We start from the raw sequence: 24,587 nt of genomic DNA, 5'->3' as shown, positions 1-24,587 counted from the left end.
TGCGCCACCGGACTAGCCTGGGCGCGTTGCGCGCCGCGCAGTCCCCGCCGCCCCGGAGGGCCGACCGTGACCGACCCGCCGCCCGCCCGGCCCGCCGGCGCGAGCGCCCTCGCGCGCGGCACCTCGCTGTGGCGGTACCTGCGGTACGGCGCCTGGCCGCTCTACCTCGCCCTGCTCGGCTGGTGGACCTGGGAGTACGGCGTGCCGTACACCGACGACCTGGTGCTGTGCTGGCTGATCGGCGCCCTGCTGGCCGCCGCCGTGCACAGCGGCGACAGCTGGCACGCGGGCCTGCTGGTACTGCGCGACTGGCTCCCGGTGGCGGCCGTGCTGTGGACGTACGCCCTGCTGCGCGGGTACGCCGCGCACACGCCCTGGCCGCCCCGGCTGCAGCCCCAGTTGGCGATCGACACCGTCCTCGGCGCGGGCGAGACCTGGACCGTCCGCCTGCAGCACGCGCTGTACACCCCGGGGCGGCCCCGGGTGTACGACTACGCGGCCGTCGCCGTCTACATGACCCACTTCTTCGCGGTGTTCGTCCTGCTCGCCGTGCTGTGGCGGCGCGACCGCCGCCGGTTCCGTCGGCTGCTCGCCGGCTACCTGGTCCTCACCTACGCCGCGTTCGCGACCTACGTGCTGTACCCGGCGGTGCCGCCGTGGCTGGCGGCCGAGGAGGGCAACATGCCCGAGGTCACCCGGGTGGTGACCGACGTCCTGGTCCACAGCGGCCTGCCCCGGGCCGCCTCGGTGTTCGAGAACGGCAGCCGGTTCGCCAACGACGTCGCCGCGATGCCCTCACTGCACGCCGCGTACCCGATGCTGATCACCCTGTTCCTGTGGCCCACGGCCGGCCGCCGGACCCGCCCGCTGCTGGTCGCCTACCCGGTCGCCATGGCCGTGGTCCTGGTCTACGGGGGCGAGCACTTCGTGGTCGACATCGCGCTCGGCTGGCTGTACGCGGCCGCCGCCTACCTCGGGGTCGAGCGCCTGCTCGCCCGCCGGGCGGCCCGCCGCCCGACCCCGACCGCCGCCGAGGCGAGGGCGGACAACCGGGTGGACGGCCCAAGGTGACGTCCCGCCGGACGCGCGGAGGCGCGGCGGAGGACGGTTCCGGTCGTCCTCCGCCGCGCCTGTTCGGGGGGCGGGTCGCCTGAGGCGTGCCCGACAGATGGTCGGACGAGCCCTAGTTCGCCATGGCCTCGCGCACCACTTCCAGACACGGCATGCAGTAGCGGTCGGTCGGCGGGGTCGCGTCCGAGCCGGCGGCCGGGACGGCCGTATCGACGGACAGCTGGCGTCCGCACAGCGCGAGGGCCTGGCCACCCGGGTGGGTGGCGTGCCACAGCAGGCCCGGGCCGGGCAGTGACTCGTCCGGTTCAGCACGCATCTCGTACATCGAGGTCTTCCTCTCCGTCAGTGGTGCCTGCACATCCATTGAGCCGAGTCCCGGCCGCGGCGGCCACCAGGAGCCGCCCAGACGGGCGAACGCCCGTGCCCTTCCCGCCGGGCGGACCGCGCCGCCCTGACCCGGGGTCACCCGGCCCGGGGCCGACCCGGCCTCACCCCGGGTCGGGCCCGAGCACCTCCTCGGCGAGCTCCCTGGCGGCGGCCAGCGCCTGCTGCGGCGGCGGGCCGAAGAGGCCGTGGGCGCGGTCGGCGAACGAGGGCGGGGCGCAGGCCAGGCGGCCGGCCGAGGCCACGGCGCCCTTCTCGTTGACCACCCACCGCCGCTCCCGTGCATGCAGCGCCTGGACCAGCAGCCCGACCACCCGGAACAGGCAGCCGTGCAGGTGGAAGACGTCCTCGCGGGCGGCGCTCTTGGCGGCGAGGCCGAGGGTGAACGGGACCTCCCAGCCGGCCTCGGCCAGCAGCGCCTCGCGCAGCGGCTCGGGATACACGGCCAGCTCCCGGCGCAGCGCGGTGAGCTCACCGGTCGGGTCGGCCAGCACCCGGCCGAGCACTAGTTCGCCCACGTAAGCGTGCGAGTGGACGCCGAACGGGTGCCCGGCCTGGACGCCGTGGCGGTAGGTGCCGGCGCGGCACTCCTCGCCGTAGCCGCGGACCCGGTCGAGGTCGCGGTAGATCCAGTCGACGCGGACGCCGTCGAGGTCGAGCCAGGCGCCGCCGTCCACCCAGGGGCCCCAGCCGCCCGGTTCGGTGACCTCGGTCGGGCGGCCGGTCAGGTCGGCGGCGAGGCGGCGGAGTTCGCCGGTGTCGAGGGGGCGGCGGTAGTACAGGCCGAGGTCGTGGTCGGAGTCCGGCCGGTGGGTCCCCCGCGCCCGGCTCCCGCCGAGGCAGACGCCCACCACGCCGTCGACCCCGGCCAGCCGCCGCGCGATGTCGGGTATGCGGTCCATCACCCCGCGATCATGCTACCCGGCGGGAATGGTCGGACAGGCCTCAGGCGAGCGTCTTGCCCAGGCAGACGCTCAGCGGCGAGTCCTTGTAGTAGCCGAACTTGGTGATCGGCGCGTACCCCTCGGAGGTGTAAAGGGCGATGGCCTCCGGCTGCTCGGTGCCGGTCTCCAGGACCAGCCTGGTCCGCCCCGCGGTCAGCGCCTCGGTCTCCAGGTGCCGCAGCACCGCCCGGGCCAGGCCCCGACCGCGGGCGGTGGGCACCACGTACATCCGCTTGAGCTCCGCGTCGCCGTCCCGCAGGCCGTCCGCGTCGGCCGCCTTGACCCGCCAGCCGCCGCAGGCGACCGGCTCGTCGTCGAGGTACGCCACCACGAACAGGCCGTCCGGCGGGTCGAAGTGGTCGGTGTGCATCGAGGTCTGGTCGATGTCGCCGTAGCGGCGGACGTACTCCTGCTGGACCTCGGCGGCCAGCTTCTCGGCGTCCGGGTGACCGAACCCGGTCGTGCGTATCTCCATGGGGTCCAAGCGTACGGCGGGTGATCAGCGCTGTTCGAAGCGGGCGACCAGGTCGTCCTTGCCGAACATCCGGGCGGTGTCCAGCGCGTTCGGGGTGCCGGCCTGCGGGTCGGCGCCGCCGGCCAGCAGGGCGTCGATCACCTCGCCGGCGCCCTTGAACACGGCTCCGGCGAGCGGGGTCTGGCCTCGGTCGTTGGCCCGGTCCGGCTCGGCACCGCGCTCGATCAGGGCCCGTACGGCCTCCGCGTGGCCGTGGTAGGCGGCGAGCATCAGCAGGGTGTCGCCGCGTTCGTTGGTCAGGTCGGCCGGGGCGCCGGCGTCCACGTAGGCGGCGAGCAGGGCCGCGTCGCCCGCCCGGGCGGCGTCGAAGAGCTTGACGGCCAGGGCCAGGACCTCGGGGTCGGGCTGCTGCGCTGCGGAGTCGGCCATGACGGGACCTTTCGCTTCAACGGTTCGTGTCAGGGGGCACGGTATCGGACGCCGCTCGAGGCCCGGTCTCACGCAGCCGTTCGAGCGAATTCCGCCGCACGGCCGACCGGGCTCCCGCCGTCCGGGGAGGCCTTCCGGCAGGGCGCCGGGCGGCGGGACGTACACCCCCGATGCGCGGGCCCCGGCGAGAACCACCCGTTTGCCGCGTCCCATCGACGATCACCTTTTGTCACGATTAAGGCACTTTCAGTACTTCTGTCCCCCGCCACCTCTCCGAGGAGCAGCCGTGATCCTGTCCATCTCCGGAATCGTCCTGTTCGGCGTGATCGCCTTCCTCTTCTTCAAGCGGGACGGCCTCAAGATCTCGCACGCGCTGGTGTGCGCGCTCTTCGGGTTCTACGTCGCGGGCTCCTCGATCGCCCCGAGCATCCAGGCGGGCGGCGCGAGCCTGGCCAGCCTGATCGGCGGCCTGAAGTTCTGACCCACCGTCCCGACACGGGCCCGGGCGCGCATCCCACCGCACCGGGCCCTCCCGGCTGTCCGGCCGTCCCACCACCCCCTCCGGCGGCCCACCGGCCCGCCGTCCCACCTGCCCGGGGAGTCCCGCAATGTCCCTCACCCGCCACCTCGGCAAGGGCCGCGACCTGGCCCGTACGGCCGGCGACCACGCCGCCGACATGTTCGCCCCGCTCGCGCTGATCGGCCGCGGCCTGCGCCACCACGCCGACTGGGCCAAGGCCCGCTGGGCGGCCACGCCGAAGGACCGGCGCGGACCGACGCTCTTCCTGCTCGCGGCCGCCGCGGTCGGGATCTTCCTGCTGCCGCACGGACCGCTGTTCACGGTGGCCGCGCTGATGGCCAGCGCCGCCTGGGCCGGCCGCCGCCCCAAGACCCCGTCCGCGCCGGTGCCGGACGCCGGTGACCTCAAGCTGACCGCGCTGTACACCGCCCTCACCCCCTACCTCGCCGGGCCGGACGACCTCAGCCCGCTCTACAGCCTCGACGGGCAGTACAAGAACGCCTTCGCCGACTGGCAGTTCGACGGCGAGGGCCGGCTGACCGCGCTGGAGATCGCGTACCCGGCGTACTTCACCGACACCGAGCCGGCCGCCCGGGCGCGGATCGAGCAGGTGGTCCAGGGCAAGGCGGGCCGCGCCCGGGAGTACCGGTTCGACTGGGACGAGGAGTCCAACCGGCTGCGGATCACGGCGCTCGCCCCGCTGACCGCCGACATCGCGGCGCAGCCGTTCGTCACCTCTCCCGGTGAGATCGTGCTCGGGTTCACCGACACGGCGGGCAGCCGGCGCACCATCCCGGTCCGGCAGGCGGGGGTGACCGTCCAGCAGCCGCCGGTGGTGTGGCGGACCGGTCCGCGGTCGGCCGAGCCTCACCTGCTGGTGCTCGGCGCGCCCGGGTCCGGCACCTCCTCGCTGTTGCGCTCGATCGCGTTGCAGGCCCTGCCGACCGGCGACCTGGTGGTGATCGACGGCGCGGGCACCGGCGAGCACGCCTGCCTGGTGAACCGGCCCGGGGTGCACACGGTGGAGACCAGCCTGCGCGGCGCCCACGCGGCGATCGAGTGGGTGGCCAAGGAGACCGAGCGGCGGCTGATCGTCCTGAACGCCGCCCGGCACACCGGGGCGACCCCGCCGGAGGACGCCACCCGGCCGTTGTGGCTGCTGCTGGACCACCCCACCGAGCTGAGCGAACTCGCCCACGCCGAGGGGCACCCGGATCCGCAGGACCTGCTGGAGATCCCGCTGCGGCACGGCCGGGCGGCCCGGGTCACGGTGGTGTTCGCCGAGGACATCGAGGCCAGGGAGCGGATCTCGCCCACCGTACGGGCCACCACCCGGGCGAAGGTGGTGCTCGGTTCGGCCGGCCAGGAGGCGGTGGCGGCCGCGCTCGGCACGGCGGTGGACATCGCCCCGGCCGCGCTCACCCCGCTCGGCCGCGGCTACGCCCGGATCGGCGCGGCGGCGCCCGTCCGGCTGCAGGTCCCGGCGACCCCCGACCCGCTGGACGAGGAGGCCCCGGCGCACCTGCGCGAGGCGGTCATCGCCCTGCTGCCGCACCGGGACACCCGGACCGAGGCCGCCGCGGCCCCGGCCGCCCCGCCCATCCCACCCGTCCCGCCCGTCCCCGCCGCGGCCCCGACGGTCGGGCCGGCGGAGCCGGTGGAGGTGGGCGCCGGGGACCCCGGGGCGATCGAACCGACCAAGGACGCCCCCGCCGTCCGCCCGCGCCCGGCGTGGTGACTACGGCGGCCGATAGGGTGTGATTGCACGGGCCGAGCGATCACAATGTGCACAATATGTGACACAGCGGGTGATATCACCGATCAGATGTGACAAATCGGGCGACGATGGGTACAAACAGGGGCGGCACGACAGGCGACGCATGTCCCGGGACGGGAATCTTCGTCGGCGGCCGAGCGTTCACCGAACGACGAAGACAGCGACCAACTAGTCCTGTGGGCCAGAAGCCCGGGAGGCACGATTCATGAGCGAGCGAGCTCTCCGCGGCACGCGACTCGGGGCGACCAGCTACGAGACCGACCGCGGCATTGACCTGGCCCCGCGCCAGACCGTCGAGTACGCATGTCAGAACGGACACCGCTTCGAGGTTCCCTTCTCCGTGGAGGCGGAGATCCCCTCGGTGTGGGAGTGCCGGTTCTGCGGCCAGGAGGCCGCACTGCTCGACGGCGACGAGCCGGAGGAGAAGAAGACCAAGCCGACACGTACCCACTGGGACATGCTGATGGAGCGTCGGACGCGTGAGGAGCTGGAGGAGGTGCTGGCCGAGCGGCTGGCCGTGCTCCGCTCCGGTGGGATGAACCTCGCGGTCCACCCGCGGGACACGCGCAAGAGCGCATGACGGTCCCTCCGCCCCCGCGGAGGCACTGAACGGCAAGGGGCCCCGGGCATCAGCCCGGGGCCCCTGCGTGTCGGTCACCTGATCACGCCGGCCTGCTCGCGGTGGTTGCCCGGATCACTTGGCCAGCGGGGGCCGGTAGTCGGTGTCCGGTCCGTCGGGCCGCGTCGGCTGGTCCACCACCTCGCCCTGGATCACCTTGCCGTCCGGCCGGTGGATCCGCAGCTGCTCCTGCAGGTGCAGCGCGTCCGCGAACGGATCGGCGCCCCGCGGCGCGGTGGAGCGCAGCGCGGCCCGGCCGACCCGGCGGCCCAGCCCGCGCCACAGCGCCCGGGTCGGCGGGAGGAGCAGGGTCACCGCCAGCACGTCCGACAGGAAGCCGGGGACCATCAGCAGCAGACCGGCCAGCACCGTCATGCTGGTGCCCGTCTGCGGCTGCTGGGACTGCGGATTGCGGGTCTGCTCCACCGCCTGCGAGAACGCCCGGGACCCGGCCCGCCGGATCAGCCAGCCGCCCAGGAACAGCCCCGCGAGCAGCAGCACCAGCACGGCGAGCCAGCCGATCGCGTCGGCCACCACCATCACCAGCCAGATCTCCAGCACCAGCCACGCGGCGACCAGCAGCGGCAGCACCCGCCGCAGGCGTCCCCTGGGGGCCGGACGACCCCGGTCGACTTGCTCGGTCACGGTACGCATCCACTCCATCGCGGCCCCGTGGTCCGGCCGGCCCGCCCGGCCGTGACTACGGCACCATCATGGGCAACGGATCGGAGGCGTCCCGTGTTCCGTCCGAACGGCGTCGCCGCAGGCCACCGGCGACCGCGACCCCGCAGGCCGCCAGTCCGGCGAGAGCCAGCACCCACTCCGGCACCGCGCCGACCCGGTCCGCCACGGTCCGGGCGTCGCGCAGCGGGACGGTTGCGGTCAGCACGTCCGGCGTCAGCTCCTCGGTCCGGGAGACCACCGAGCCGTCCGGGGCGATGACCGCGCTGATACCGCTGGTCGCCGCGATCAGCACCGACCGGCCGTGCTCCACCGCGCGCAGTCTGGACATCGCCAGCTGCTGCTCGGGCTGCCCGCTGCGGGCGTAGGTGGCGTTGTTGGTCTGCACCACCAGCACCCGGCCGCCGTCGTTGACGGTGTCGCGGATGATCTCGTCGTACGCGACCTCGAAGCAGATCACGTCACCGATCCGGGCCGGGCCGAGCTGCATCACGCCGTTGCCCTGGCCCGGGTAGAAGTCGCGGGCCACCCGCTGCAGGCGGGTGATCACCTTGGACAGCTCGGAGCGGAACGGCACGTACTCGCCGAACGGCACCGGGTGCTGCTTGGTGTAGGAGGCACCGGGGCCGGTCATCGGGTCCCAGACGATGCCCTCGTTCTGGACGTGCTGGGCGTCCGGACCGTCCACCAGCGCACCCACCAGGGTCGGGACGCCGACCGCCCGGACCGCCTCGTCGATCCGCGCCCGCGCCGCCGGATCGGTGAACGGGTCCAGGTCGGAGGAGTTCTCCGGCCAGATCACCACGTCGGGCCGCTCGGCGCGGCCTGCGGCGACGTCCTCGGCGAAGCGCTCGGTCACGCCCGCGTGGTTGTTGAGCACCATCATCGGGCGGCCGAGGAAGTCCATGCCCGGCTTCTCGACGTTGCCCTGGACGATCGCCACCTTGACGGTGTCGGCGGCGTCCGTCGGGACCGGGACCGCGTAGCCGACCAGCAGCAGACCGACGGCACCGAGACCGGCGAGGGCGGCGGGCCGGGCGGAACGGGCCGAGCTCGCGGTGCTCGCGGTGTTCCCGGTGTTCTCCGTGTCGGTGGAGTCGCGGCGGAGGGCGGGGAGGAGGCGGACGGCGGACCACGCGAGGAGGGTGCCGGTCAGGGCGACGGCGAAGGTCACCAGCGGGGCACCGCCGAGGGCCGCCAGCGGGGTGTACGGGCTCGCGGTGTTGGCGAACGCCAGCCGGCCCCACGGGAACCCGCCGAGCGGCAGCCGGTCACGGGCCCACTCCTGTGCCACCCACAGGCACGCACCCCACAGCGGCCAGACCGGCAGCCGGGAGGTCACGGCGAGGCCCGCGCCGAGCGCCGCGACGAACAGCGCCTCGACGACCGACAGGCCGATGGTGGCGTCCCAGCCGATCACGCTCAGCCAGGACAGCAGACCGAGGAAGAAGGGGAAGCCGAAGGCGAAGCCCGTCCACGCACCCTGGCGGGCGGTGCGGCCCCGGGTGAGGAGGGAGAGCGCCGCGACACCGACGATCGACAGCGGCCAGAGGTCGTACGGAGGGAACGCTGCCGCCAGGAGGAGGCCGGCCAGCACGGCGAGGCCGGTCCTGGGGAGGCCCGCGCGGATCCGGGCGAGACGGCCGGGCTTCGGCGGGTCGGCGGGCAGTGCCACCTGCGCACCACCTCTCTGCTGTGCTGTCGACTGGGCGAGGTGCCACCCGGTAGATCGAGAGGCGTCCGACGAAGGTACCTCCTCCCCATCCCACGAGGCCAACCACCCCGTGAGACCACGGGAACGCGACCCGACAGGGGCGCGGAGCGCGGGGGGGGTCAGCGGTGATAGGTGGTGCGGCCGCGGACGACGGTGTGGCGGCAGGCGGGGAGGGGGTGGCCGGGGGTGAGGTCGGGGAGGCCGGGGGTGCCGGAGCGGGGGTCGGTGGACCAGCCGGCGACGCGGGTGTCGGGGGCTTGGACGACCAGGTCGGTGACCTCCCAGATCGCGTAGCTGGCGACGGCGCCGGGGACCAGGACGCCGTCCTGGTCCCGTCCGAGGGCCCGCCATCCGCCGCGGGTGTGGGCGGTGAACGCGGCCCGCACCGAGATCCGGTGCTCGGGCGTGCGGTGGAAGGCGGCGGCGCGGACGGTGCCCCACGGGTCGAGCGGGGTGACGGGGGCGTCCGAGCCGAAGGCGAGCGGTACGCCGGCGCGCAGCAGGGCGGCGAAGGGGTTGAGGGCGGCGGCCCGCTCGGCGCCGAGGCGCTGGGCGTACATGCCCTCCGGTCCGCCCCAGCAGGCGTCGAAGGCGGGCTGGACGGAGGCGGTGAGGCCGAGTTCGGCGAAGGCGGCGACGGTCTCCGGGTCGAGGGCCTCGGCGTGCTCGATGCGGTGCCGCATGGCGCGGACCCGGTGGGAGCCGAGCCGCTCCCCCGCCGTGCGGACGCCGTCGAGGACGGCGGTGATCGCGGCGTCGCCGATGGCGTGGAAGCCGGCCTGCAGGCCGGCCTCGGTGCAGGCGGTGACGTGGTCGGCGATCTGCTCGGCGGTGAGGTAGGCGGTGCCGGTGTGCTCGGCGTCGGCGTACGGGGTGTGCAGGCAGGCGGTGTGGGAGCCGAGGGCGCCGTCGACGAAGAGGTCGCCGCCGGCGCCGACCGCACCGAGCCGGCGGGCGGTCTCGACGCCGCCGAGCTCGCCCCAGTAGCCGAACACCTCGGGGCCGTCGGTCTCGGCGGCGAGGGCGAGCAGGGCGGCGAGGTCCTCCTCGGAGGAGATGTCGGGGCCGGCGCACTCGTGGAGGGCGCCGATGCCGAGTTCGGCGGCCCGGCGGAGGGTGGCCAGCTGGGCGTCGCGCCGCTGGTCGGCGGTGAGGTGGGCGAGCGCGGCGCGGCGAACGGCGTGGTGGGCGTCGCGGCTGAGCGGGCCGTCCGGGGTGTGGCCGGGGAGGGCGTCGAGCCCGGGGGCGAGGGCGCGCAGGGCGGTGGTGGCGAGCGCGGAGTGCACGTCGGTGCGGGAGAGGTAGAGGGCGGCGCCGGCGGCGGCGTCGTCCAGCTCGGCGAGGGTCGGCGGGCGGCCCTCGGGCCAGCCGGTCTCGTCCCAGCCGTGGCCGATCAGCACGCCGCCCGGGTCGCCGGCGGCCTTGGCGAACGCGGCGATCCTCTCCAGGGCGGCCGGGAGCGAGGGGCAGCCGGTGAGGTCGAGTCCGGTGAGCGCCAGGCCGGTCGAGGTGGCGTGCACGTGGGCGTCGACGAAGGCGGGGGTGACCAGCGCGCCGTCCAGTTCCACGATCTCGTCGGCGGAGGCCGCGTACGCCTCGGCGGCGCCGTCGCTGCCCACCCAGGCGATGTGTTCGCCCTCGACCAGCATGGCGGTGGCGAACGGGTCGGCGGGGCTGTAGACGTTGCCGCCGCGCAGCAGGACGGTCCGGGAGGTGCGTTCGGTCATGCGGCTAAGTCTGCACCGGTACGAACCGGCTCAGAGCTTCGGGGGGCGCGCCTCGTACGGGGTGGAGAGCACGACGGTGGTGCGGGTGGAGACGCCGGCGGCGGAGCGGATCCGGGCGAGCAGGTCCTCCAGGTCGCCGGGGCCGGAGACCCGGACCTTGAGGATGTAGTTCTCGTCGCCGGCGACGCTGTGGCAGGCCTCGATCTCGGGCAGGTCGACCAGGCGCTCCGGGGTGTCGTCCGGGGCGCTGGGGTCGAACGGCTTGACCGAGATGAACGCGGTGAGCGCCAGGTCGACGGCCTCGGGGTCGACGATCGCGGTGTACCCGCGGATCACCCCGCGCTGTTCCAGGCGGCGCACCCGCTGGTGCACGGCCGAGGTGGACAGGCCGGTGGCCTTGCCCAGGTCGGTGTAGCTCATCCGTCCGTCCTGCAGCAGCAGCTGGACGATGCGCTGGTCGAGATCCTCCACAAGGCGCAAACCTACTCGATCCACCACCGGGCGTGTCGAGACCGCGCCCGGGGGCGCATTCGGGGGGCACATGCCAAGGGAATGTGGCGAAGGACACACCCCGTGCTTCACCATACGCCGGGGCGCAGGGTTATGACGGCCCGTCGGGGGGAATTGCTGCTGGTGGCCCGGGCTGACGACCGCCCGGCGCGATCCGAGGGGGATCACATGTCTGCTGTTGACCAGCGTTCCCGCGACGTCGAGGACGAACGTACCGAGCCCGGCTCCGGCCCGCTCCTGGGCACGGACCCGGGCGAGCCCGACACCTGGGAGATCGTCCGGGTGCACTGCCCGGCCTGCGACCGTCCGATCGCCCTGGTGGGCGACGAGGAGCGGCTCCCGCAGCACGCCGTGCTGCCCTCCGCCTGGCACCCCTTCTCGCCCGCCGTCTGCCCCGGCTCGGGCGCGCCCACCGACGAGCTCCCCGAGTGCGAGGAGCACGCCGAGGAGGGCACCGGCCTGGAGGCCCTGCTCACCCTGCCCGCCGAGCTGGACTGGCGGCGCCAGCCGTTCTCGCACGCGGCCGTCCACCGCGCCGTCCGGGCGCAGGTGCCGCAGCAGCGCACCCGGCGCTGACCCCGGTCCGCCGAGCCGCCGGCCCCGCGCCGGCGGCGTCCCTGCCCGGACGTCCCGAGGGCCCGGCCGCCCGAGCGGCGGTCAGTGGCCGGTGAGGTGACGGCCGATCACCAGGCGCTGGATCTGGTTGGTGCCCTCCACGATCTGCAGCACCTTCGCCTCCCGCAGGTAGCGCTCGGCCGGGTAGTCCTGGGTGTACCCGTACCCGCCGAGCACCTGGACGGCGTCCGTGGTGACCTGCATCGCGGCGTCGGTGCAGAACAGCTTGGCCATCGCGGCCTCCCGGGTGAACGGCAGCCCGTCGTCGCGGCGGCGGGCCGCGGCCAGGTAGAGGGCGCGGCCCGCCTCGATCCGGGTGGCCATGTCCGCGAGCAGGAACGACAGCCCCTGGAAGTCGGCGATCGGGCGGCCGAACTGGCGCCGGCTGCGGGCCCAGTCCACCGCCAGGTCGAGGGCGGCCTGGGCGACGCCCACCGCGCAGGCGGCGATGCCGAGCCGGCCCGAGTCCAGGGCGGCCAGCGCGATCTGGAACCCCTGCCCCTCGGCGCCGATCAGCCGCTCGCGGGCCACCCGCACCCCGTCGAAGTGCAGCTGCGCGGTCGGCGAGGAGCGCATGCCCATCTTGTGCTCGGGCGGCGCGGCGGACAGGCCCGGGGCGTCGCCGGGCACCAGCAGGCAGCTGATGCCGCGGGCGCCCTCGTCGCTGGTGCGCGCCATGGTGCTGTAGAAGTCGGCGTGCCCGCCGTGGGTGATCCACGCCTTGGTGCCGCTGACCAGGTACTCCTCGCCCTCCAGGTCGGCCCGGGTGCGCAGCGAGGCCGCGTCGGAGCCGGACTGCGGCTCGGAGAGGCAGTACGCGCCGAGCTGCTCGCCGCCGAGCATCGCCGGCAGCCAGCGCTCGCGCTGTTCCTCGGTGCCGAACGCGGCGAGCGCGTGGCAGGAGAGGGTGTGCACGCTGACGCCGAGGCCCACCGCCAGCCAGCCGGCGGCGAGTTCCTCCAGGACCTGCAGGTAGACCTCGTACGGCTGGCCGCCGCCGCCGAACCGCTCGGGGTACGGGAGGGAGAGCAGGCCGGACCGGCCGAGGGTGCGGAAGACCTCGCGGGGGAAGCGGTCGGCGGCCTCGTCCGCGGCGGCGCGCGGGCGCAGTTCGCCGTCGACCAGGTCGCGGGTGAGGTCGAGCAGGGCGCGGGCCTCGTCGCCGGGGAGGCGGCGCTCCACGGGGACGGCGGATCCGGTGGCCATCGGGGGCCTCCTCGGTCAAGGGCGTCCTCCCCGCCGGTCGGGCGGGCTCGGGCGCGCAGCGGTGCCGGTGCGGACGGTCGGCCCCGGGCCGGGGTGAACGGTGGTTCACCGGGCGGCGAGGCGAGTATGCCCGACGGCCGGGCCGCCGTCACCGCCGGCGGGCATCCGGCCCGCCGTAGAGTGGCCGGGTGGATCCCGGACTCGACCTGCTGGCCGCCGACCTCGCCGCCCTCCCCCCGTCGCTGGGGCCGGTGCGGCTGGTCGCCGTGGACGGGCACGCCGGTTCCGGCAAGACCACCTTCGCCGGTCGGCTGGCCGCGGCGCTCGGCGGCGCGCCGGTGGTGCACCTGGACGACCTGGCCACGCACGAGGAGCCGTTCGGCTGGACGGAGCGGCTGCGCCGGCAGGTGCTGGAGCCGCTCGGCCGGGGCGAGGACGCCGAACACGGGGTGTACGACTGGGTGCTGCGCCGGTTCGGCGGTCCGCGGCGGGTGCCGGCGGCGCCGGTGGTGCTGGTCGAGGGCGTGGGGGCCGGGCGGCGGGCGGTGCGGCCGCTGCTCGCGCACCTGGTGTGGATGGAGCTGGACGCGGCGGCCGCCCGGGCCCGCGGCGAGCTGCGCGACGGGCCGGAGCTGGCCGCGTTCTGGGCGGGCTGGGCGCTCGCCGAGCGGGCGCACTTCGCGGGCGACCCGAGCCGTCCCCACGCGGACGTCCGGGTGGACGGCGTCACCGGGCGGATCCTCCGGAACACCGTGGGTGAGTCCTTCACACGCTCTTGACCTGGGGCGTCACCAGGAATTAGCTTTTCCGCAGGCGAGATTAGTTGATCTCGCAACCAGTCTCGGCATCTCCGGCTTGTTCCCCCGTGAGCCGGAGATGCCGTTTCTCTTTTTCCGGGAATCCCCAACACCCGGACGCCTGAGCGGATTTGCTCCGCCGCGGCACCCTTCCGGATCAGCCGGGCGCCGGTACGATTCCTGGCAGGCGCGAATGCGTCCCGGGGGCGGCCGGCTGACGGACGGATCGCTGACGCCCCGTCGGTGGCCGGCTCCGAGGCACACACGGGGGGCGTGAGTGACGGTGGACACTTCCGGCAGGGACTCCGGTGCGGTACCGGGCAGAGCGGCCGACCGCGCCTGGCTCCGCGCGATGGACGCGTACGCGGCGGGCTCCTACACCCGGGCCGAGGAGGAGTTCCGCACCGCCGCCCGGCTCGACCCCGGGATGGCCGACGCCTGGCTGGGCCTGCACGCGCTGCGCTGCGACACCGCGACCGCCCTGCTCGCCATGTACCGCCACCGGGACCGCTTCGGCGAGCAGCGGGAGCGCCACCGGCGGCCGCTCAGCTCCTGGTACTGGCTGGGCTGGTGGGTGCAGCCGGTGCTGGAGGACGCCCGCGACCTGGCCCTGGCGCACGCCTCGCACTGGCTGGACGGGCGGCACCTGGCCGAGCTGGACCTCGCGCTCGCCGCCTGCCCGCCGCCCGACCGGGACCCGTCCGTCCGCTTCCTGCACGCCTGCCGCTCGTACCTGCTCAAGGACTGGGAGCAGCTGATCCGGGACACCGACCGGCTGCTGGACGACCCGGTGCTGGGCATCGAGTCCGGGCTGTTCGGCGGGATGGCCCGGGTGCGGCTGGACATGTGCGCCCAGGCGCAGGGGCCGCTGTCGGCCTCGCTGGCGCGCTGCCGTTCGGAGCAGCCGCAGCGCAAGGAGCTGCGGTACTGGCTGGCCCGGGCGTACGAGGGCGCCGGGCGGACCGCCGCCGCGCTGCCGCTGTACCGGGCGGTGCACCGGGCCGACCCGGCCTTCATGGACGCCGCGGCCCGGCTGGCGGCCATCGCCGCCGAGGACGGGCTGCTGGAGGAGGGCGAGCAGCCGGCCGTCGAGGACGGACCCGGCTACACCGAGGAGGCGGTGTTCGGCGAGGAGGCGCACCTGATCGGGCCGGAGGTGGAGGCGGCCCCGGCCAGCCCGCCGGGCGGTCCGGCGGGCGACGGCCCCGAGCGCGGCGCGGGTGGTCCGCGCCCGTCGGCGGGTCCGCGGGCCGAGGGGCCGGGCCTGCCCCCCGAGCCGGTGCCCGAGCGGTTTGCCGCGGTGGGCGAGCCGGGTGCGGCCGCGGCCCAGCGGACGGCCGGACCGGCCGCCGATCCCGGCGGCGACCCGGGGTCCGGCCGGCCGGCCGGCGAGGGCCGGCTGCACGCCGCACTGGACGAGCTGGAGCGGATGGTCGGGCTGGACCCGGTCAAGCGCCAGGTCAGGGCGCTGTCCGCGCAGCTGCGGATGGCCCGGCTGCGGGCCGACCGCGGGCTGCCGGTGCAGCCGCCGAAACGGCACTTCGTCTTCCTGGGGCCGTCCGGCACCGGCAAGACCACGGTGGCCCGGATCCTCGGCCGGGTCTTCCACGCCCTCGGGCTGCTCTCCGGGGACCACCTGGTGGAGGCGCAGCGCGCCGACCTGGTCGGCGAGTTCCTCGGCCAGACCGCGGTCAAGGCGAACGAGCTGATCGACTCCGCGCTCGACGGGGTGCTGTTCATCGACGAGGCGTACAGCCTGTCCAACTCCGGCTACAGCAAGGGCGACGCGTACGGCGACGAGGCGCTGCAGGTGCTGCTGAAACGGGCCGAGGACAACCGGGACCGGCTGGTGGTGATCCTCGCCGGGTACCCGGAGGGCATGAACCGGCTGCTGGCCGCCAACCCGGGGCTGAACTCCCGGTTCACCACCCGGGTGGACTTCCCCAGCTACCGTCCCACCGAGCTCACCGAGATCGGCCGGACGCTGGCCGCCGCCGACGGTGACTCCTGGGACGAGGACGCGGCCGAGGAGCTCGGCTCCATCTGCGCCCACGTGGTGCGCGAGGGCTGGATCGACGGGCTCGGCAACGGCCGGTTCGTCCGGACCCTGTACGAGAAGTCCTGTGCCTACCGCGACCTGCGGCTGTCCGCCCAGCCGACCGTGCCGACCCGGGACGACCTGGCGACGCTGCGGCTGCCCGACCTGCTGCAGGCCTACGGGGAGCTGATCGACGGCCGGCTCTGAGCCCCGGTGCCGCGGGCGTCCGCGGCCGGTGTGTCCGGTCCCTCGGCCCGGTGGTCGGGGTCGTGCACCTCGCCGACCAGCTCCTCCAGCACGTCCTCCAGGGCGACCAGGCCCAGCTGGCGGCCGTCGGGGCCGGCCACGGCGGCCAGGTGGGCGGCGGCCCGGCGCATCGCGGTCAGCGCGTCGTCCAGCGGCAGGCCGGCCCGGAGCACCGTGATCGGGTGCAGCAGCCGCTCGGGGACGGCCGCGTCCGGGTCGTCCACCTCCAGGATGTCCTTGACGTGCAGGTACCCGGCGACCTCGCCGGTCGGGCCGACCACCGGGAAGCGGGAGAACCCGGTCCGCACGGCCAGCCGCTCGATCTCCCGGGCGGTGACCCCGGGGGTGACGGTGACCAGCCGCTCGGCGGACAGCAGCACGTCGGTGACCGGGCGGCGGGCCAGCTCCAGGGCGTCCTCCAGGCGCTCCTGGCGGCGCTCGTCCAGCAGCCCGGCGTCGGCCGAGTCGGAGAGCAGGTGGAGCAGCTGCTCGGTGGTGAACACCGACTCCACCTCGTCCTTGCCCTGCACCTTGAACAGCCGCAGCACGGCGTTGGCGAAGGCGTTCAGGAAGGCGATCACCGGGGTCAGCCAGCGGGCCAGCCGGTCCAGCGGCGGGCCGAGCCACAAGGCGGCCTTCTCCGGCCCGGCCAGGGCGATGTTCTTGGGCACCATCTCGCCGAGCACCATGTGCAGGAACACCACCACCGCCAGCGCGATCGCGTACGACAGCGCGTGCATCGCGGACGGCGGGACGCCGATCGCGTGGAACGGGCCCTCCAGCAGGTCGGCGATGGTCGGCTCGGCCAGGGCACCGAGGCCCAGCGAGCAGACGGTGATGCCGAGCTGGGCGGCGGCCAGCATGGCGGAGACGTTGGACAGCGCGTGCAGCACCGTCCGGGCCCGCCGGTTGCCGGCCTCGGCCAGCGGCTCGATCTGGCTGCGGCGGACCGAGATCACCGCGAACTCGGCGCCGACGAAGAAGGCGTTGCCGAGCAGCAGCAGCAAGGCGGCGGCCAGTTGCAGCACGGTCATCGGGCGTCGTCCTCGTCGGTGCGGCGGCGCCCGTGGCGGCGGCGGTCGTGGTGACGGCGGTCGGGCCGGCCGGACGGGCCGGCGGCGTCACCGTCCACGCCGCCCGCACGGCCCTCGCCGCCCGGGCCGCCCTCACGGACCCGCTGGACCTTCACCCGGCTGGTGCGGTGCCGGTCAAGGGCGAGCACGGTGAACCGCCAGCCCGGCAGCCCGGCCGCCTCGCCCACCCCGGGCAGCTTGCCCAGCAGGTCGGCGATCAGCCCGCCCAGGGTCTCGTACGGGCCCTCCGGGGCGTGCAGGCCGATGGCGGCCAGCTGGTCCAACCGGGCCCGGCCGTCGGCCTCCCAGACCGGCAGGCCGTCCTCGGCCGGCAGCGATCGCAGTTCGGGGGTGTCGGCCGGGTCGTGCTCGTCCTGCACCTCGCCGACCAGCTCCTCGACGATGTCCTCGATGGTCACCACGCCGGCGGTGCCGCCGTACTCGTCGACCACGATCGCCATCGGCTCGCGGCGGCGCAGCCGGTCGAGCAGCAGCTCGGCGGGCAGGGTCTCGGGGACCAGCTGCGGCGGGGAGACCAGGTGCCGGACCCGGGTGGTGGCGCGGCGCTCGGCCGGCAGCGCCAGCGCGTCCTTGAGGCTGACCGTGCCGATCACCTCGTCCAGGCTCTGGCCGTAGACCGGGAACCGGGACAGGCCGGTGGCCCGGGTCAGGTTGAGCACGTCGGCGGCGCTGGCGTCCTGCTGCAGCGCGGCCACGTCGACCCGCGGGGTCATCACGCTCTGCGCGGTGAGCGCGCCCAGGTTGAAGGTCCGGACGAACAGGGTCGCCGAGTCCTCGTCTATCGCCCCGGCGCGGGCCGAGTGCCGGGCCAGCGACACCAGTTCGGCGGGGGTACGGGCGTGGCCCAGCTCCTCCTGCGGCTCGATGCCCAGGGCGCGGACCGTCCGGTCGGCCGCGCCGTTCAGCAGGCTGATCAGCGGACGGCAGGCCGAGGAGAAGGCGCGCTGCGGCCCGACCACCGCGTACGCGACCTGGATCGGACGGGAGATCGCCCAGTTCTTGGGGACCAGCTCGCCGATCACCATCTGCAGCACGGTGGCCACCACCATGCCGACCACCAGCGCCACCACGCGGGCGGCCGCGTCCGGCACCCCGAGCGCCTCGAACACCGGGCCCAGCAGCTCGGACAGCGCCGGCTCGGCGAGCATGCCGACCACCAGCGAGGTGATGGTGATGCCCAACTGGGCGCCGGAGAGCTGGAAGGAGAGGTGGCGCAGGGCCTTCGACAGGCTCGCCGCCGTCCGGTCGCCCGCCCGGGCGGCCCGCTCCACGGCCCCGCGCTCCACGGTCACGAAGGCGAACTCGGCGGCCACGAACAGGCCGTTGGCGAGGATCAGCAGGAAGGCCGCGAGCAGCAGGAGCCAGGCGGTGATCACAGTGCCGCCCGCCTTCCGGGGGACGGAAGTGAGGCGGCGCGGGTACTACCGGACGGATCGTCCATGGACGGGGAGTGTCACTCCTCGGGTCGGGGGGTGGACACGGGGCGTCGGCCCTTGGATTTCCAGCCTAGACGATATCCGCGCGACGGCAGGGATCTTGTTCGAGGCGGGAAGGGTCCCGGGCCTGGGCCGTGGAACAGCGGTGCCCGGTCAGCCCTGGGCGGTGGTGGAGCCGTCCTGCGGGACGGCCCGCTCGTCGACCAGGTCGCGCAGCGTCCGGGCGGCCTGGATCGCCTGCACCCGCCCGCCGGCCGGCTGGATGCCCACCGCGGCCAGCGCCGTGCCGTCGGCGAGGTCCAGGATCACCCACGGGTCGCCGGCCCGGAGGTTGACCCGGACCACCTCCGCCCAGGCCAGCCGGCGGGTGCGGACGAAGTTGACCACCGTCACGCCCTCCTCGTCCGCGGTCACCCGGGGACGGGCCAGCATCAGGCCGACCCCGGCGAACAGCAGCCCGCTGACCACCATCGCGACCCGGTCGTTGAGGTGCCAGTTCGCCGGCAGCACGAACGCCATCACGGTGAACAGGACCACCATGGCCGCCGACAGCGGCAGCAGGACCAGCCGGTTGCGGCGCGGGGACCAGGTGATCGGGAGCGGGACGGGGGTGGACACGGGGTGGCTCCAGGAGGAGTCCCCCCGGCCGGGGCCGGGGGGACGGGCGGTTCGACGGTTCGGGAGGGCAGGTCAGAGGCGGCAGGCGTGGATGTTGGTGACCAGGATGGCCCGGGCACCGATCGCCCACAGGCTGTCCATGATCCGCTGGGCCTCCTTGCGGAGGACCATCGACCGGACCGCCACCCAGCCCTCGGTGTGCAGCGGGGACACGGTCGGCGACTCCAGACCCGGGGTGAGGGCGACCGCCTCGGTCACCTTCTCGACCTTGATGTCGTAGTCCATCAGCACGTACCGGCGGGCCACCAGGACACCCTGGAGGCGGCGCAGGAACTGCTCGACCGCGGAGTCCTCCGGCGCGCCCTTGGGACGGATGACCACGGCGTCCGACACCAGGATCGGGTCGCCGAAGACCTCCAGGCCGGCGTTGCGCAGGCTGGTCCCGGTCTCCACCACGTCGGCGATCACGTCGGCCACGCCCAGCTGCACCGCGGTCTCCACCGCGCCGTCCAGCTTGGTGACCGTCGCCTTCACGCCGTGCTCGGCCAGGTGCTGCTCGACCAGGCCGGTGTACGAGGTGGCGATCCGCAGGCCCTCCAGGCCCTGCACGTCGGACACCTGGACGCTGGTCGGCTTGGCGAAGCGGAAGGTCGAACCGCCGAAGCCGAGCGCCAGCACCTCCTCGGCGTCCGAGGCGGAGTCCAGCAGCAGGTCGCGGCCGGTGATGCCGATGTCCAGCCGGCCGGAACCGACGTAGACCGCGATGTCGCGCGGGCGCAGGAAGAAGAACTCCACCTGGTTGTCCGGGTCGACCAGCACCAGTTCCTTGGCGTCCTTGCGCTGGCGGTATCCGGCCTCATGCAGCATCTCCGCCGCGGGACCCGAGAGAGAACCCTTGTTGGGGACGGCGATGCGGAGCATGACGGATGAGTCCTTCGCTGAGGGGGTGGGTGAGCGGTACAGGGCGGATCAGAGGTACTTGTAGACGTCGTCGAGCGTCAGCCCACGGGCGACCATCATCACCTGAAGGTGGTAGAGGAGCTGGGAGATCTCCTCGGCGGTCTGCTCGTCGGACTGGTACTCGGCGGCCATCCACACCTCGGCGGCCTCCTCGACGACCTTCTTGCCGATCGCATGGACGCCCTGCTGGACGAGCTGCGCGGTACGGGAGGACGAGGGGTCGCCGGTGGCGGCCTTCTGCTGGAGCTCGGTGAAGAGCTCCTCGAATGTCTTCGAAGCCATGATGGGCTCACCTTACGGCCTGCGGACGGACGGAAGGTAAACGGTTCCGTCCAGTGGGACGGCCGGTGGACACCGGCCGTCCCGACCTCCTAGTGCCAGGGCTCGGCGAGCGAGCGGAGGGTGGCGGCGGTGGCCACCGCGGCGGTGACGGCCTCGTGGCCCTTGTCCTCGGCGGAGTCCGGCAGGCCGGCCCGGTCCAGCGCCTGCTGCTCGTTGTCGCAGGTGAGCACACCGAACCCGACCGGGACCCCGGTGTCCACGGAGACCTGGGTGAGCCCGAGGGTGGCGCCCTGGCAGACGTAGTCGAAGTGCGGGGTGCCGCCGCGGATCACCACGCCGAGGGCCACCACCGCGTCGTACCCGCGGTCGGCGAGCTGCTTGGCCGCGACCGGCAGCTCGAAGGTGCCGGGCACCCGGACGATGGTGGGCTCCTCGATGCCGAGCTCCTTGAGGGCGCGCCGCGCGCCGTCCAGCAGGCCGTTCATCACCTGCTCGTGCCACTGCGCGGCGATGACGGCGACCCGCAGGTCGGCGCAGTTGCTGATGCTGATCTCGGGGGCTCCGTGGCCGGCCATGCTGCTGGTTCCTTACGTGGGGTGCGGGCGGTGCTGGGCAGTGCGGTGCTGTGCGAGGCTGCGCCGGACTCAGTCGCGGTCGTCGAGCGAGGGCAGGTCGTGGCCCATCCGGTCGCGCTTGGTGCGCAGGTACCGCAGGTTGTGCTCGCTCGCGGCGACCTCGACCGGGACCCGGCCCTTGACCTTCAGGCCGTGCTCGGTGAGCGCGGTGAGCTTGGACGGGTTGTTGGTGAGCAGGCTGAGCGAGCGGACGCCGAGGTCGGTGAGCATCTGGGCGCCGATGCTGTAGTCCCGGGCGTCGGCGGGCAGGCCCAGGTCGAGGTTGGCGTCCACGGTGTCCCGGCCCTGCTCCTGGAGCTCGTAGGCGCGCAGCTTGTGGGCCAGGCCGATGCCGCGGCCCTCGTGGCCGCGCAGGTAGAGCACCACGCCGCGGCCTGCCGCGGCGACCTGCTCCAGCGAGGCCTGCAGCTGGGGGCCGCAGTCGCAGCGCAGCGAGCCGAACACGTCGCCGGTGAGGCACTCGGAGTGCAGCCGGACCAGGACGTCCTCACCCTCGGGCAGCCGGCCGTCGGCGTCCAGGCCGCCGGCGACCAGGGCCAGGTGCTCGACGCCGTCGATGGTGCCCTTGTAGCCGACGGCGGTGAACTCGCCGTACGCGGTGGGCAGGCCGGTGGTGGCGGCGCGGGTGACGTGCAGCTCGGTGCGGCGGCGGTAGGCGATCAGGTCCTCGATGGAGATGATCGCGAGGCCGTGCTCGCGGGCGAAGGCGACCAGCTCGGGCAGCCGGGCCATGGTGCCGTCGTCGTTGACCACCTCGGCGATGGCGCCGGCCGGGGCCAGCCCGGCGAGCCGGGCGAGGTCGACGGCGGCCTCGGTGTGGCCGGGACGGACCAGCACGCCGCCCTCGACGGCCCGGAGCGGGAAGACGTGCCCGGGACGGGTGAGGTCGCCGGGCTCGGTGCCCTCGGAGGCCAGCAGCCGGACGGTCCGGGCCCGGTCGGCGGCCGAGATGCCGGTGGAGACGCCGTCGCGGGCGTCCACCGAGATGCTGTACGCGGTGCCCTTGCGGTCCTCGTTGACGGCGGTCATCGGGGGCAGCTTGAGCCGGTCCAGCTCCTGGCCGGTCATCGGGACGCAGATGACGCCGGAGCTGTAGCGGATGGTGAAGGCGAGCAGCTCGGGGGTGGCGGCGGAGGCGGCGAAGACGATGTCGCCCTCGTTCTCGCGGTTCTCGTCGTCGACCACGATGACGGCGCGGCCGAGCGCGATGTCGGCGACCGCCCGCTCGACCGGGTCGAGGACGAGGTCGTCACTGTGCTGGATGGTCATGCCGTGGCTCCCTGCGGGACGTTGGCGGTCGAGAGTCGGGGGGTGCGGGTGCTCAGCCACCAGGTGCGCAGGCCGAGCAGGACCAGGACGAAGTAGACGGTGAAGGTGAGCGCCGAGAAGACGTAGCCGTGGCTGTAGGAGTAGGGGACGCCGATCAGGTCGACGGCGATCCAGGCGAACCAGAACTCCACCCAGCCGCGGGCCTGCGCGACCATCGCCGTCAGCGTGCCGACGAAGATGTAGGCGTCCAGCCAGGGGCTCCAGGAGAGGCTGGGGACGGCCAGGAACAGCCCGGCCACGGCCGCCGTGCCGAGCGCGGCGCCGCCGGCGAGCAGCGCGCGCTCGCGGCCGGTGGCGAACCGGACGGTGACCGTGCCGCTGTCGCGGCGGCCGCGCCGCCACTGGGCCCAGCCCCACAGGGCGGTGGTGATGACGATCAGCTGCTTGCCGACCAGGCCGGGGGCGTGGCCGCCGAGGTAGGCGGCGACCAGCACGGCACCGGCCAGCAGCTGGAGGGGCCAGCTCCACACCGAGCGGCGCCAGCCGAGGGCGAGGGCGGAGAGCCCGAGCAGGTTGCCGATCATGTCGGCCCACTTCACCGGCTCGCCGAACGCGGTGAAGGCGACCCCGGTGAGGCCGTTCACGAGGCGTCCTCGGTGTTCGCCCCGGCGATGGTGGTCGGAAGGGCGCGGGTGTCGAGCAGGCGCTCGACGTACTTGGCGAGCACGTCCACCTCCAGGTTGACCGGGTCGCCGACGGCCTTGGCGCCGAGCGTGGTCAGGGCGAGGGTGGCGGGGATGAGCGAGACGGTGAAGGAGTCGAGGGCGGCCTCGACCACGGTGAGGCTGACGCCGTCGACGGTGATCGAGCCCTTCTCCACCAGGTAGCGGGTGATCGACCCGGGCAGCGAGAAGCGGAGCACCTCCCAGCGCGGGGTGCCGTCGGCGTCCAGGTCGCCGGGCTCGCGGGAGAGCAGCCGGCCGGTGGCGTCCACGTGGCCCTGGACGAGGTGGCCGCCGAGCCGGGCGCCGAGGGCCATGGCCCGCTCCAGGTTGACCCGGGAGCCGGGCACCAGCGCGCCGAGGCTGGAGCGGTGCAGCGTCTCGGCCATCACGTCGGCGCTGAACTCGCCGGTGTTCTCGGCCAGTTGCTCGTTGTCGTCGAGGACGGTCAGACACACGCCGTTGACCGCGATGGAGTCCCCGTGGCGGGCGTCGGCCACCACCAGCGGGCCGCGCAGGCGGATCCGCGAGGAGTCGCCGATCTCCTCGATGGAGACGACCTCGCCGAGCTCTTCGATGATGCCGGTGAACACCCGGGTTCTCCTCGCGCTTGGGGCGCGGACTCCGGGGCGGCACGGGAGTTGACGCGGACGGCGGGTACGGTCGTCGGGCTCCGCTCCGGGCGTCGTCGCCGAGGAGGAAGCTCTGTCCGTCCCTGCTCCACGGCCGTCGCCGACCGCGGTCACACCTGTCCGCCGCGCACGCCTCCCATCCGGACTTTAACCGTCGGTCCAGGAATTTCACCTGGTCAACCGGCCGCTGGCTGCGGACGGGTCGCGGACTGTAACCGCCGGTTCGGAGTTTCACCGACCCCGGAGTGCGCTGAACGTCACTGCTACTACTGCCGTCATTCTGCCACGCCGCGCCCCGGCGCAGGAGGGGGGAGGGCTGTGGCCTGTTTCACTCCGCGACCGGGCGGTCACCGGGAATAGCACCGGGCCCGAACGGACTTGGTTCGCACCGGAATTCCCTGTCCCGCGTGATCACCGGTCGGCTAGGTTGTCGGTATGTGACCTCGACTCCGCGGCAGGCCGGCCGCCTCTTCGACGCCCTGAAGACCACCGCCGTGGCGGACACCGCCGCCCTGCGGGGCCTCTACGAGGACCCCAGCGAGATGGTCCGGCGGAAGGCGGTGGACCGGATCCACGACGTGGCCCGGACCTTCATCGCCCGCTCCTCGCTGGTGTTCGTCGCCTCCGCCGGCGCCGACGGCCGGTGCGACGTGACACCGCGTGGCGGCCCGGCCGGATTCGTCGCCGTGCTGGACGAGTTCACCCTCGCCGTCCCCGACGCCACCGGCAACAAGCGCCTGGACACCGCGCACAACGTGGTGGAGACCGGGAAGGCGGGCCTGATCTTCCTGGTGCCCGGGGTGGAGTCCACCCTGCGGGTCAACGGCCGGGCCTGTGTCTCGGCCGACCCGCGGCTGCTGGAGCAGCTGACGCCGGTCGGCAAGCCGCCGCGCACCGCCCTGGTGGTCGAGGTGGAGGAGGCGTACCAGCACTGCCCGAAGGCGTTCCTGCGCGGCAACGCCTGGAAGCCGGAGAACTGGCTGGGCCGGGACGAGGTGCCCAGCTCCGCCGAGATCACCCTCTCCCACCTGCGGATGCCCGAGCTGACGCTGGAGCAGATCCGCGAGGCCGAGCGGGAGTCGCTGCTGTACCGCTACGAGTAGCCCGCGAGTAGCCCGTCCGGGCCACCGCGCGGCCGCTGCCCGGGTGACCGGTCCGCGCGGTGGGCGGGGACCGGTCGCACCCC

At 74.3% G+C, this 24,587-nt stretch carries 26 protein-coding genes and 1 riboswitch; of the genes, 8 read left to right on the top strand and 18 right to left on the bottom strand.

The features are described from left to right. Positions 1-66: 66 nt before the first annotated feature. Positions 67-1,071, top strand: coding sequence for a phosphatase PAP2 family protein (locus tag ABWK59_RS29285; protein WP_354643648.1), 1,005 nt, complete (start codon positions 67-69; stop codon positions 1,069-1,071). Positions 1,072-1,183: 112 nt separating this feature from the next. Here ABWK59_RS29285 and ABWK59_RS29280 read toward each other — a convergent pair whose 3' ends face one another. The 4 genes from ABWK59_RS29280 to ABWK59_RS29265 form a co-directional block, all read right to left on the bottom strand. Then, positions 1,184-1,396 (bottom strand): hypothetical protein, encoded by a 213-nt coding sequence (locus tag ABWK59_RS29280; RefSeq protein WP_354643647.1) that lies wholly within the window; start codon positions 1,394-1,396, stop codon positions 1,184-1,186. Between the two features lie 163 nt (positions 1,397-1,559). Further along, on the bottom strand, positions 1,560-2,357 hold the full coding sequence (locus tag ABWK59_RS29275; protein WP_354643646.1) for a DUF4037 domain-containing protein: 798 nt from the start codon (positions 2,355-2,357) through the stop codon (positions 1,560-1,562). 43 nt (positions 2,358-2,400) lie between these two features. Then, positions 2,401-2,874: a GNAT family N-acetyltransferase gene (locus ABWK59_RS29270; protein WP_354643645.1), complete on the bottom strand. Its 474-nt coding sequence runs from the start codon at positions 2,872-2,874 to the stop codon at positions 2,401-2,403. Positions 2,875-2,898: 24 nt separating this feature from the next. Beyond that, positions 2,899-3,303: an ankyrin repeat domain-containing protein gene (locus tag ABWK59_RS29265; protein ID WP_354643644.1), complete on the bottom strand. Its 405-nt coding sequence runs from the start codon at positions 3,301-3,303 to the stop codon at positions 2,899-2,901. Between the two features lie 286 nt (positions 3,304-3,589). Here ABWK59_RS29265 and ABWK59_RS29260 point away from each other — a divergent pair, with 286 nt between their 5' ends. From ABWK59_RS29260 to ABWK59_RS29250, 3 genes are all read left to right on the top strand, one after another. Next, entirely contained in the window at positions 3,590-3,784 is a 195-nt protein-coding gene (locus ABWK59_RS29260) for a hypothetical protein (RefSeq protein WP_354643642.1), read from the top strand. 127 nt (positions 3,785-3,911) lie between these two features. After that, complete coding sequence (locus tag ABWK59_RS29255; RefSeq protein WP_354643641.1) at positions 3,912-5,561, top strand: FtsK/SpoIIIE domain-containing protein; 1,650 nt, start codon at positions 3,912-3,914, stop codon at positions 5,559-5,561. A gap of 244 nt (positions 5,562-5,805) precedes the next feature. Then, complete coding sequence (locus ABWK59_RS29250) at positions 5,806-6,180, top strand: RNA polymerase-binding protein RbpA (RefSeq protein WP_354643640.1); 375 nt, start codon at positions 5,806-5,808, stop codon at positions 6,178-6,180. Positions 6,181-6,294: 114 nt separating this feature from the next. Here the strand turns inward: ABWK59_RS29250 and fxsA are convergent, their stop codons facing one another. The 4 genes from fxsA to ABWK59_RS29230 all read right to left on the bottom strand — a co-directional run bounded on the left by fxsA (position 6,295) and on the right by ABWK59_RS29230 (position 10,812). Beyond that, on the bottom strand, positions 6,295-6,864 hold the full coding sequence (gene fxsA / locus ABWK59_RS29245; protein ID WP_354643639.1) for an FxsA family membrane protein: 570 nt from the start codon (positions 6,862-6,864) through the stop codon (positions 6,295-6,297). A 55-nt stretch (positions 6,865-6,919) separates the two neighbouring features. Then, a complete protein-coding gene (gene lnt, locus ABWK59_RS29240; protein ID WP_420492868.1) occupies positions 6,920-8,575 on the bottom strand; it encodes an apolipoprotein N-acyltransferase in 1,656 nt (551 codons plus the stop codon). Positions 8,576-8,733: 158 nt separating this feature from the next. Continuing rightward, positions 8,734-10,341 carry an amidohydrolase gene (locus tag ABWK59_RS29235; RefSeq protein WP_354643638.1) on the bottom strand — a complete coding sequence of 536 codons (1,608 nt, stop codon included), beginning with the start codon at positions 10,339-10,341 and terminating at the stop codon, positions 8,734-8,736. Positions 10,342-10,371: 30 nt separating this feature from the next. Beyond that, the gene (locus ABWK59_RS29230) at positions 10,372-10,812 is read right to left on the bottom strand and encodes an Lrp/AsnC family transcriptional regulator (RefSeq protein ID WP_354643637.1); all 441 of its coding nucleotides are present in this window, start codon (positions 10,810-10,812) and stop codon (positions 10,372-10,374) included. 207 nt (positions 10,813-11,019) lie between these two features. On the opposite strand from ABWK59_RS29230, the gene ABWK59_RS29225 reads away from it, so the two are divergent. Beyond that, positions 11,020-11,427 carry a hypothetical protein gene (locus tag ABWK59_RS29225; protein ID WP_354643636.1) on the top strand — a complete coding sequence of 136 codons (408 nt, stop codon included), beginning with the start codon at positions 11,020-11,022 and terminating at the stop codon, positions 11,425-11,427. 81 nt (positions 11,428-11,508) lie between these two features. Here ABWK59_RS29225 and ABWK59_RS29220 read toward each other — a convergent pair whose 3' ends face one another. Further along, a complete protein-coding gene (locus tag ABWK59_RS29220; RefSeq protein WP_354643635.1) occupies positions 11,509-12,672 on the bottom strand; it encodes an acyl-CoA dehydrogenase family protein in 1,164 nt (387 codons plus the stop codon). A 188-nt stretch (positions 12,673-12,860) separates the two neighbouring features. Here ABWK59_RS29220 and ABWK59_RS29215 point away from each other — a divergent pair, with 188 nt between their 5' ends. Then, positions 12,861-13,451: a uridine kinase family protein gene (locus ABWK59_RS29215; RefSeq protein ID WP_354643634.1), complete on the top strand. Its 591-nt coding sequence runs from the start codon at positions 12,861-12,863 to the stop codon at positions 13,449-13,451. A 370-nt stretch (positions 13,452-13,821) separates the two neighbouring features. Next, positions 13,822-15,714 carry an AAA family ATPase gene (locus tag ABWK59_RS29210; protein ID WP_354643633.1) on the top strand — a complete coding sequence of 631 codons (1,893 nt, stop codon included), beginning with the start codon at positions 13,822-13,824 and terminating at the stop codon, positions 15,712-15,714. Here ABWK59_RS29210 and ABWK59_RS29205 read toward each other — a convergent pair. From ABWK59_RS29205 to ABWK59_RS29165, 9 genes are all read right to left on the bottom strand, one after another. After that, positions 15,684-16,787 carry a hemolysin family protein gene (locus tag ABWK59_RS29205; RefSeq protein ID WP_354643632.1) on the bottom strand — a complete coding sequence of 368 codons (1,104 nt, stop codon included), beginning with the start codon at positions 16,785-16,787 and terminating at the stop codon, positions 15,684-15,686. The two genes, ABWK59_RS29210 and ABWK59_RS29205, sit on opposite strands and share 31 nt — an antisense overlap. Beyond that, on the bottom strand, positions 16,784-18,220 hold the full coding sequence (locus ABWK59_RS29200) for a hemolysin family protein (protein WP_420492956.1): 1,437 nt from the start codon (positions 18,218-18,220) through the stop codon (positions 16,784-16,786). The genes ABWK59_RS29205 and ABWK59_RS29200 overlap by 4 nt, the downstream gene beginning before the upstream one ends. 216 nt (positions 18,221-18,436) lie before the next feature. After that, on the bottom strand, positions 18,437-18,901 hold the full coding sequence (locus ABWK59_RS29195; RefSeq protein WP_354643630.1) for a PH domain-containing protein: 465 nt from the start codon (positions 18,899-18,901) through the stop codon (positions 18,437-18,439). Between the two features lie 72 nt (positions 18,902-18,973). Continuing rightward, on the bottom strand, positions 18,974-19,822 hold the full coding sequence (gene hisG / locus ABWK59_RS29190; RefSeq protein ID WP_354643629.1) for an ATP phosphoribosyltransferase: 849 nt from the start codon (positions 19,820-19,822) through the stop codon (positions 18,974-18,976). A 48-nt stretch (positions 19,823-19,870) separates the two neighbouring features. Beyond that, complete coding sequence (locus ABWK59_RS29185; RefSeq protein WP_354643628.1) at positions 19,871-20,143, bottom strand: phosphoribosyl-ATP diphosphatase; 273 nt, start codon at positions 20,141-20,143, stop codon at positions 19,871-19,873. Between the two features lie 89 nt (positions 20,144-20,232). Further along, positions 20,233-20,718: a 6,7-dimethyl-8-ribityllumazine synthase gene (gene ribH / locus ABWK59_RS29180; protein ID WP_354643627.1), complete on the bottom strand. Its 486-nt coding sequence runs from the start codon at positions 20,716-20,718 to the stop codon at positions 20,233-20,235. Between the two features lie 69 nt (positions 20,719-20,787). Then, on the bottom strand, positions 20,788-22,047 hold the full coding sequence (locus tag ABWK59_RS29175) for a bifunctional 3,4-dihydroxy-2-butanone-4-phosphate synthase/GTP cyclohydrolase II (RefSeq protein ID WP_354643626.1): 1,260 nt from the start codon (positions 22,045-22,047) through the stop codon (positions 20,788-20,790). After that, positions 22,044-22,631, bottom strand: a complete 588-nt coding sequence (locus ABWK59_RS29170; RefSeq protein ID WP_354645142.1) for a nicotinamide mononucleotide transporter family protein — start codon at positions 22,629-22,631, stop codon at positions 22,044-22,046. Before ABWK59_RS29170 ends, ABWK59_RS29175 begins: the two co-directional genes overlap by 4 nt. Before the next feature lie 56 nt (positions 22,632-22,687). Then, the gene (locus tag ABWK59_RS29165; RefSeq protein WP_354643625.1) at positions 22,688-23,362 is read right to left on the bottom strand and encodes a riboflavin synthase; all 675 of its coding nucleotides are present in this window, start codon (positions 23,360-23,362) and stop codon (positions 22,688-22,690) included. A 163-nt stretch (positions 23,363-23,525) separates the two neighbouring features. Next, positions 23,526-23,653, bottom strand: a riboswitch (FMN riboswitch). A 185-nt stretch (positions 23,654-23,838) separates the two neighbouring features. On the opposite strand from ABWK59_RS29165, the gene ABWK59_RS29160 reads away from it, so the two are divergent. Beyond that, positions 23,839-24,504 carry an MSMEG_1061 family FMN-dependent PPOX-type flavoprotein gene (locus ABWK59_RS29160; RefSeq protein ID WP_354643624.1) on the top strand — a complete coding sequence of 222 codons (666 nt, stop codon included), beginning with the start codon at positions 23,839-23,841 and terminating at the stop codon, positions 24,502-24,504. Positions 24,505-24,587 lie beyond the last annotated feature (83 nt).

The sequence above is a fragment of the Kitasatospora sp. HUAS MG31 genome, assembly GCF_040571325.1.
GTDB classification, from domain to species: Bacteria; Actinomycetota; Actinomycetes; order Streptomycetales; family Streptomycetaceae; genus Kitasatospora; species Kitasatospora camelliae.
This window is presented reverse-complemented; position numbering and strand designations above follow the sequence as displayed.

Bases quoted from the DNA above. Each gene is read 5' to 3' on its own strand.
- ABWK59_RS29280 (WP_354643647.1), bottom strand. From the start codon at position 1,396: ATGTACGAGATGCGTGCTGAACCGGACGAGTCACTGCCCGGCCCGGGC.
- ABWK59_RS29275 (WP_354643646.1), bottom strand. From the start codon at position 2,357: ATGGACCGCATACCCGACATCGCGCGGCGGCTGGCCGGGGTCGACGGC.
- ABWK59_RS29270 (WP_354643645.1), bottom strand. From the start codon at position 2,874: ATGGAGATACGCACGACCGGGTTCGGTCACCCGGACGCCGAGAAGCTG.
- ABWK59_RS29265 (WP_354643644.1), bottom strand. From the start codon at position 3,303: ATGGCCGACTCCGCAGCGCAGCAGCCCGACCCCGAGGTCCTGGCCCTG.
- ABWK59_RS29255 (WP_354643641.1), top strand. From the start codon at position 3,912: ATGTCCCTCACCCGCCACCTCGGCAAGGGCCGCGACCTGGCCCGTACG.
- ABWK59_RS29250 (WP_354643640.1), top strand. From the start codon at position 5,806: ATGAGCGAGCGAGCTCTCCGCGGCACGCGACTCGGGGCGACCAGCTAC.
- ABWK59_RS29235 (WP_354643638.1), bottom strand. From the start codon at position 10,341: ATGACCGAACGCACCTCCCGGACCGTCCTGCTGCGCGGCGGCAACGTC.
- ABWK59_RS29225 (WP_354643636.1), top strand. From the start codon at position 11,020: ATGTCTGCTGTTGACCAGCGTTCCCGCGACGTCGAGGACGAACGTACC.
- ABWK59_RS29220 (WP_354643635.1), bottom strand. From the start codon at position 12,672: ATGGCCACCGGATCCGCCGTCCCCGTGGAGCGCCGCCTCCCCGGCGAC.
- ABWK59_RS29210 (WP_354643633.1), top strand. From the start codon at position 13,822: ATGGACGCGTACGCGGCGGGCTCCTACACCCGGGCCGAGGAGGAGTTC.
- ABWK59_RS29205 (WP_354643632.1), bottom strand. From the start codon at position 16,787: ATGACCGTGCTGCAACTGGCCGCCGCCTTGCTGCTGCTGCTCGGCAAC.
- hisG (WP_354643629.1), bottom strand. From the start codon at position 19,822: ATGCTCCGCATCGCCGTCCCCAACAAGGGTTCTCTCTCGGGTCCCGCG.
- ABWK59_RS29185 (WP_354643628.1), bottom strand. From the start codon at position 20,143: ATGGCTTCGAAGACATTCGAGGAGCTCTTCACCGAGCTCCAGCAGAAG.
- ribH (WP_354643627.1), bottom strand. From the start codon at position 20,718: ATGGCCGGCCACGGAGCCCCCGAGATCAGCATCAGCAACTGCGCCGAC.
- ABWK59_RS29175 (WP_354643626.1), bottom strand. From the start codon at position 22,047: ATGACCATCCAGCACAGTGACGACCTCGTCCTCGACCCGGTCGAGCGG.
- ABWK59_RS29170 (WP_354645142.1), bottom strand. From the start codon at position 22,631: ATGATCGGCAACCTGCTCGGGCTCTCCGCCCTCGCCCTCGGCTGGCGC.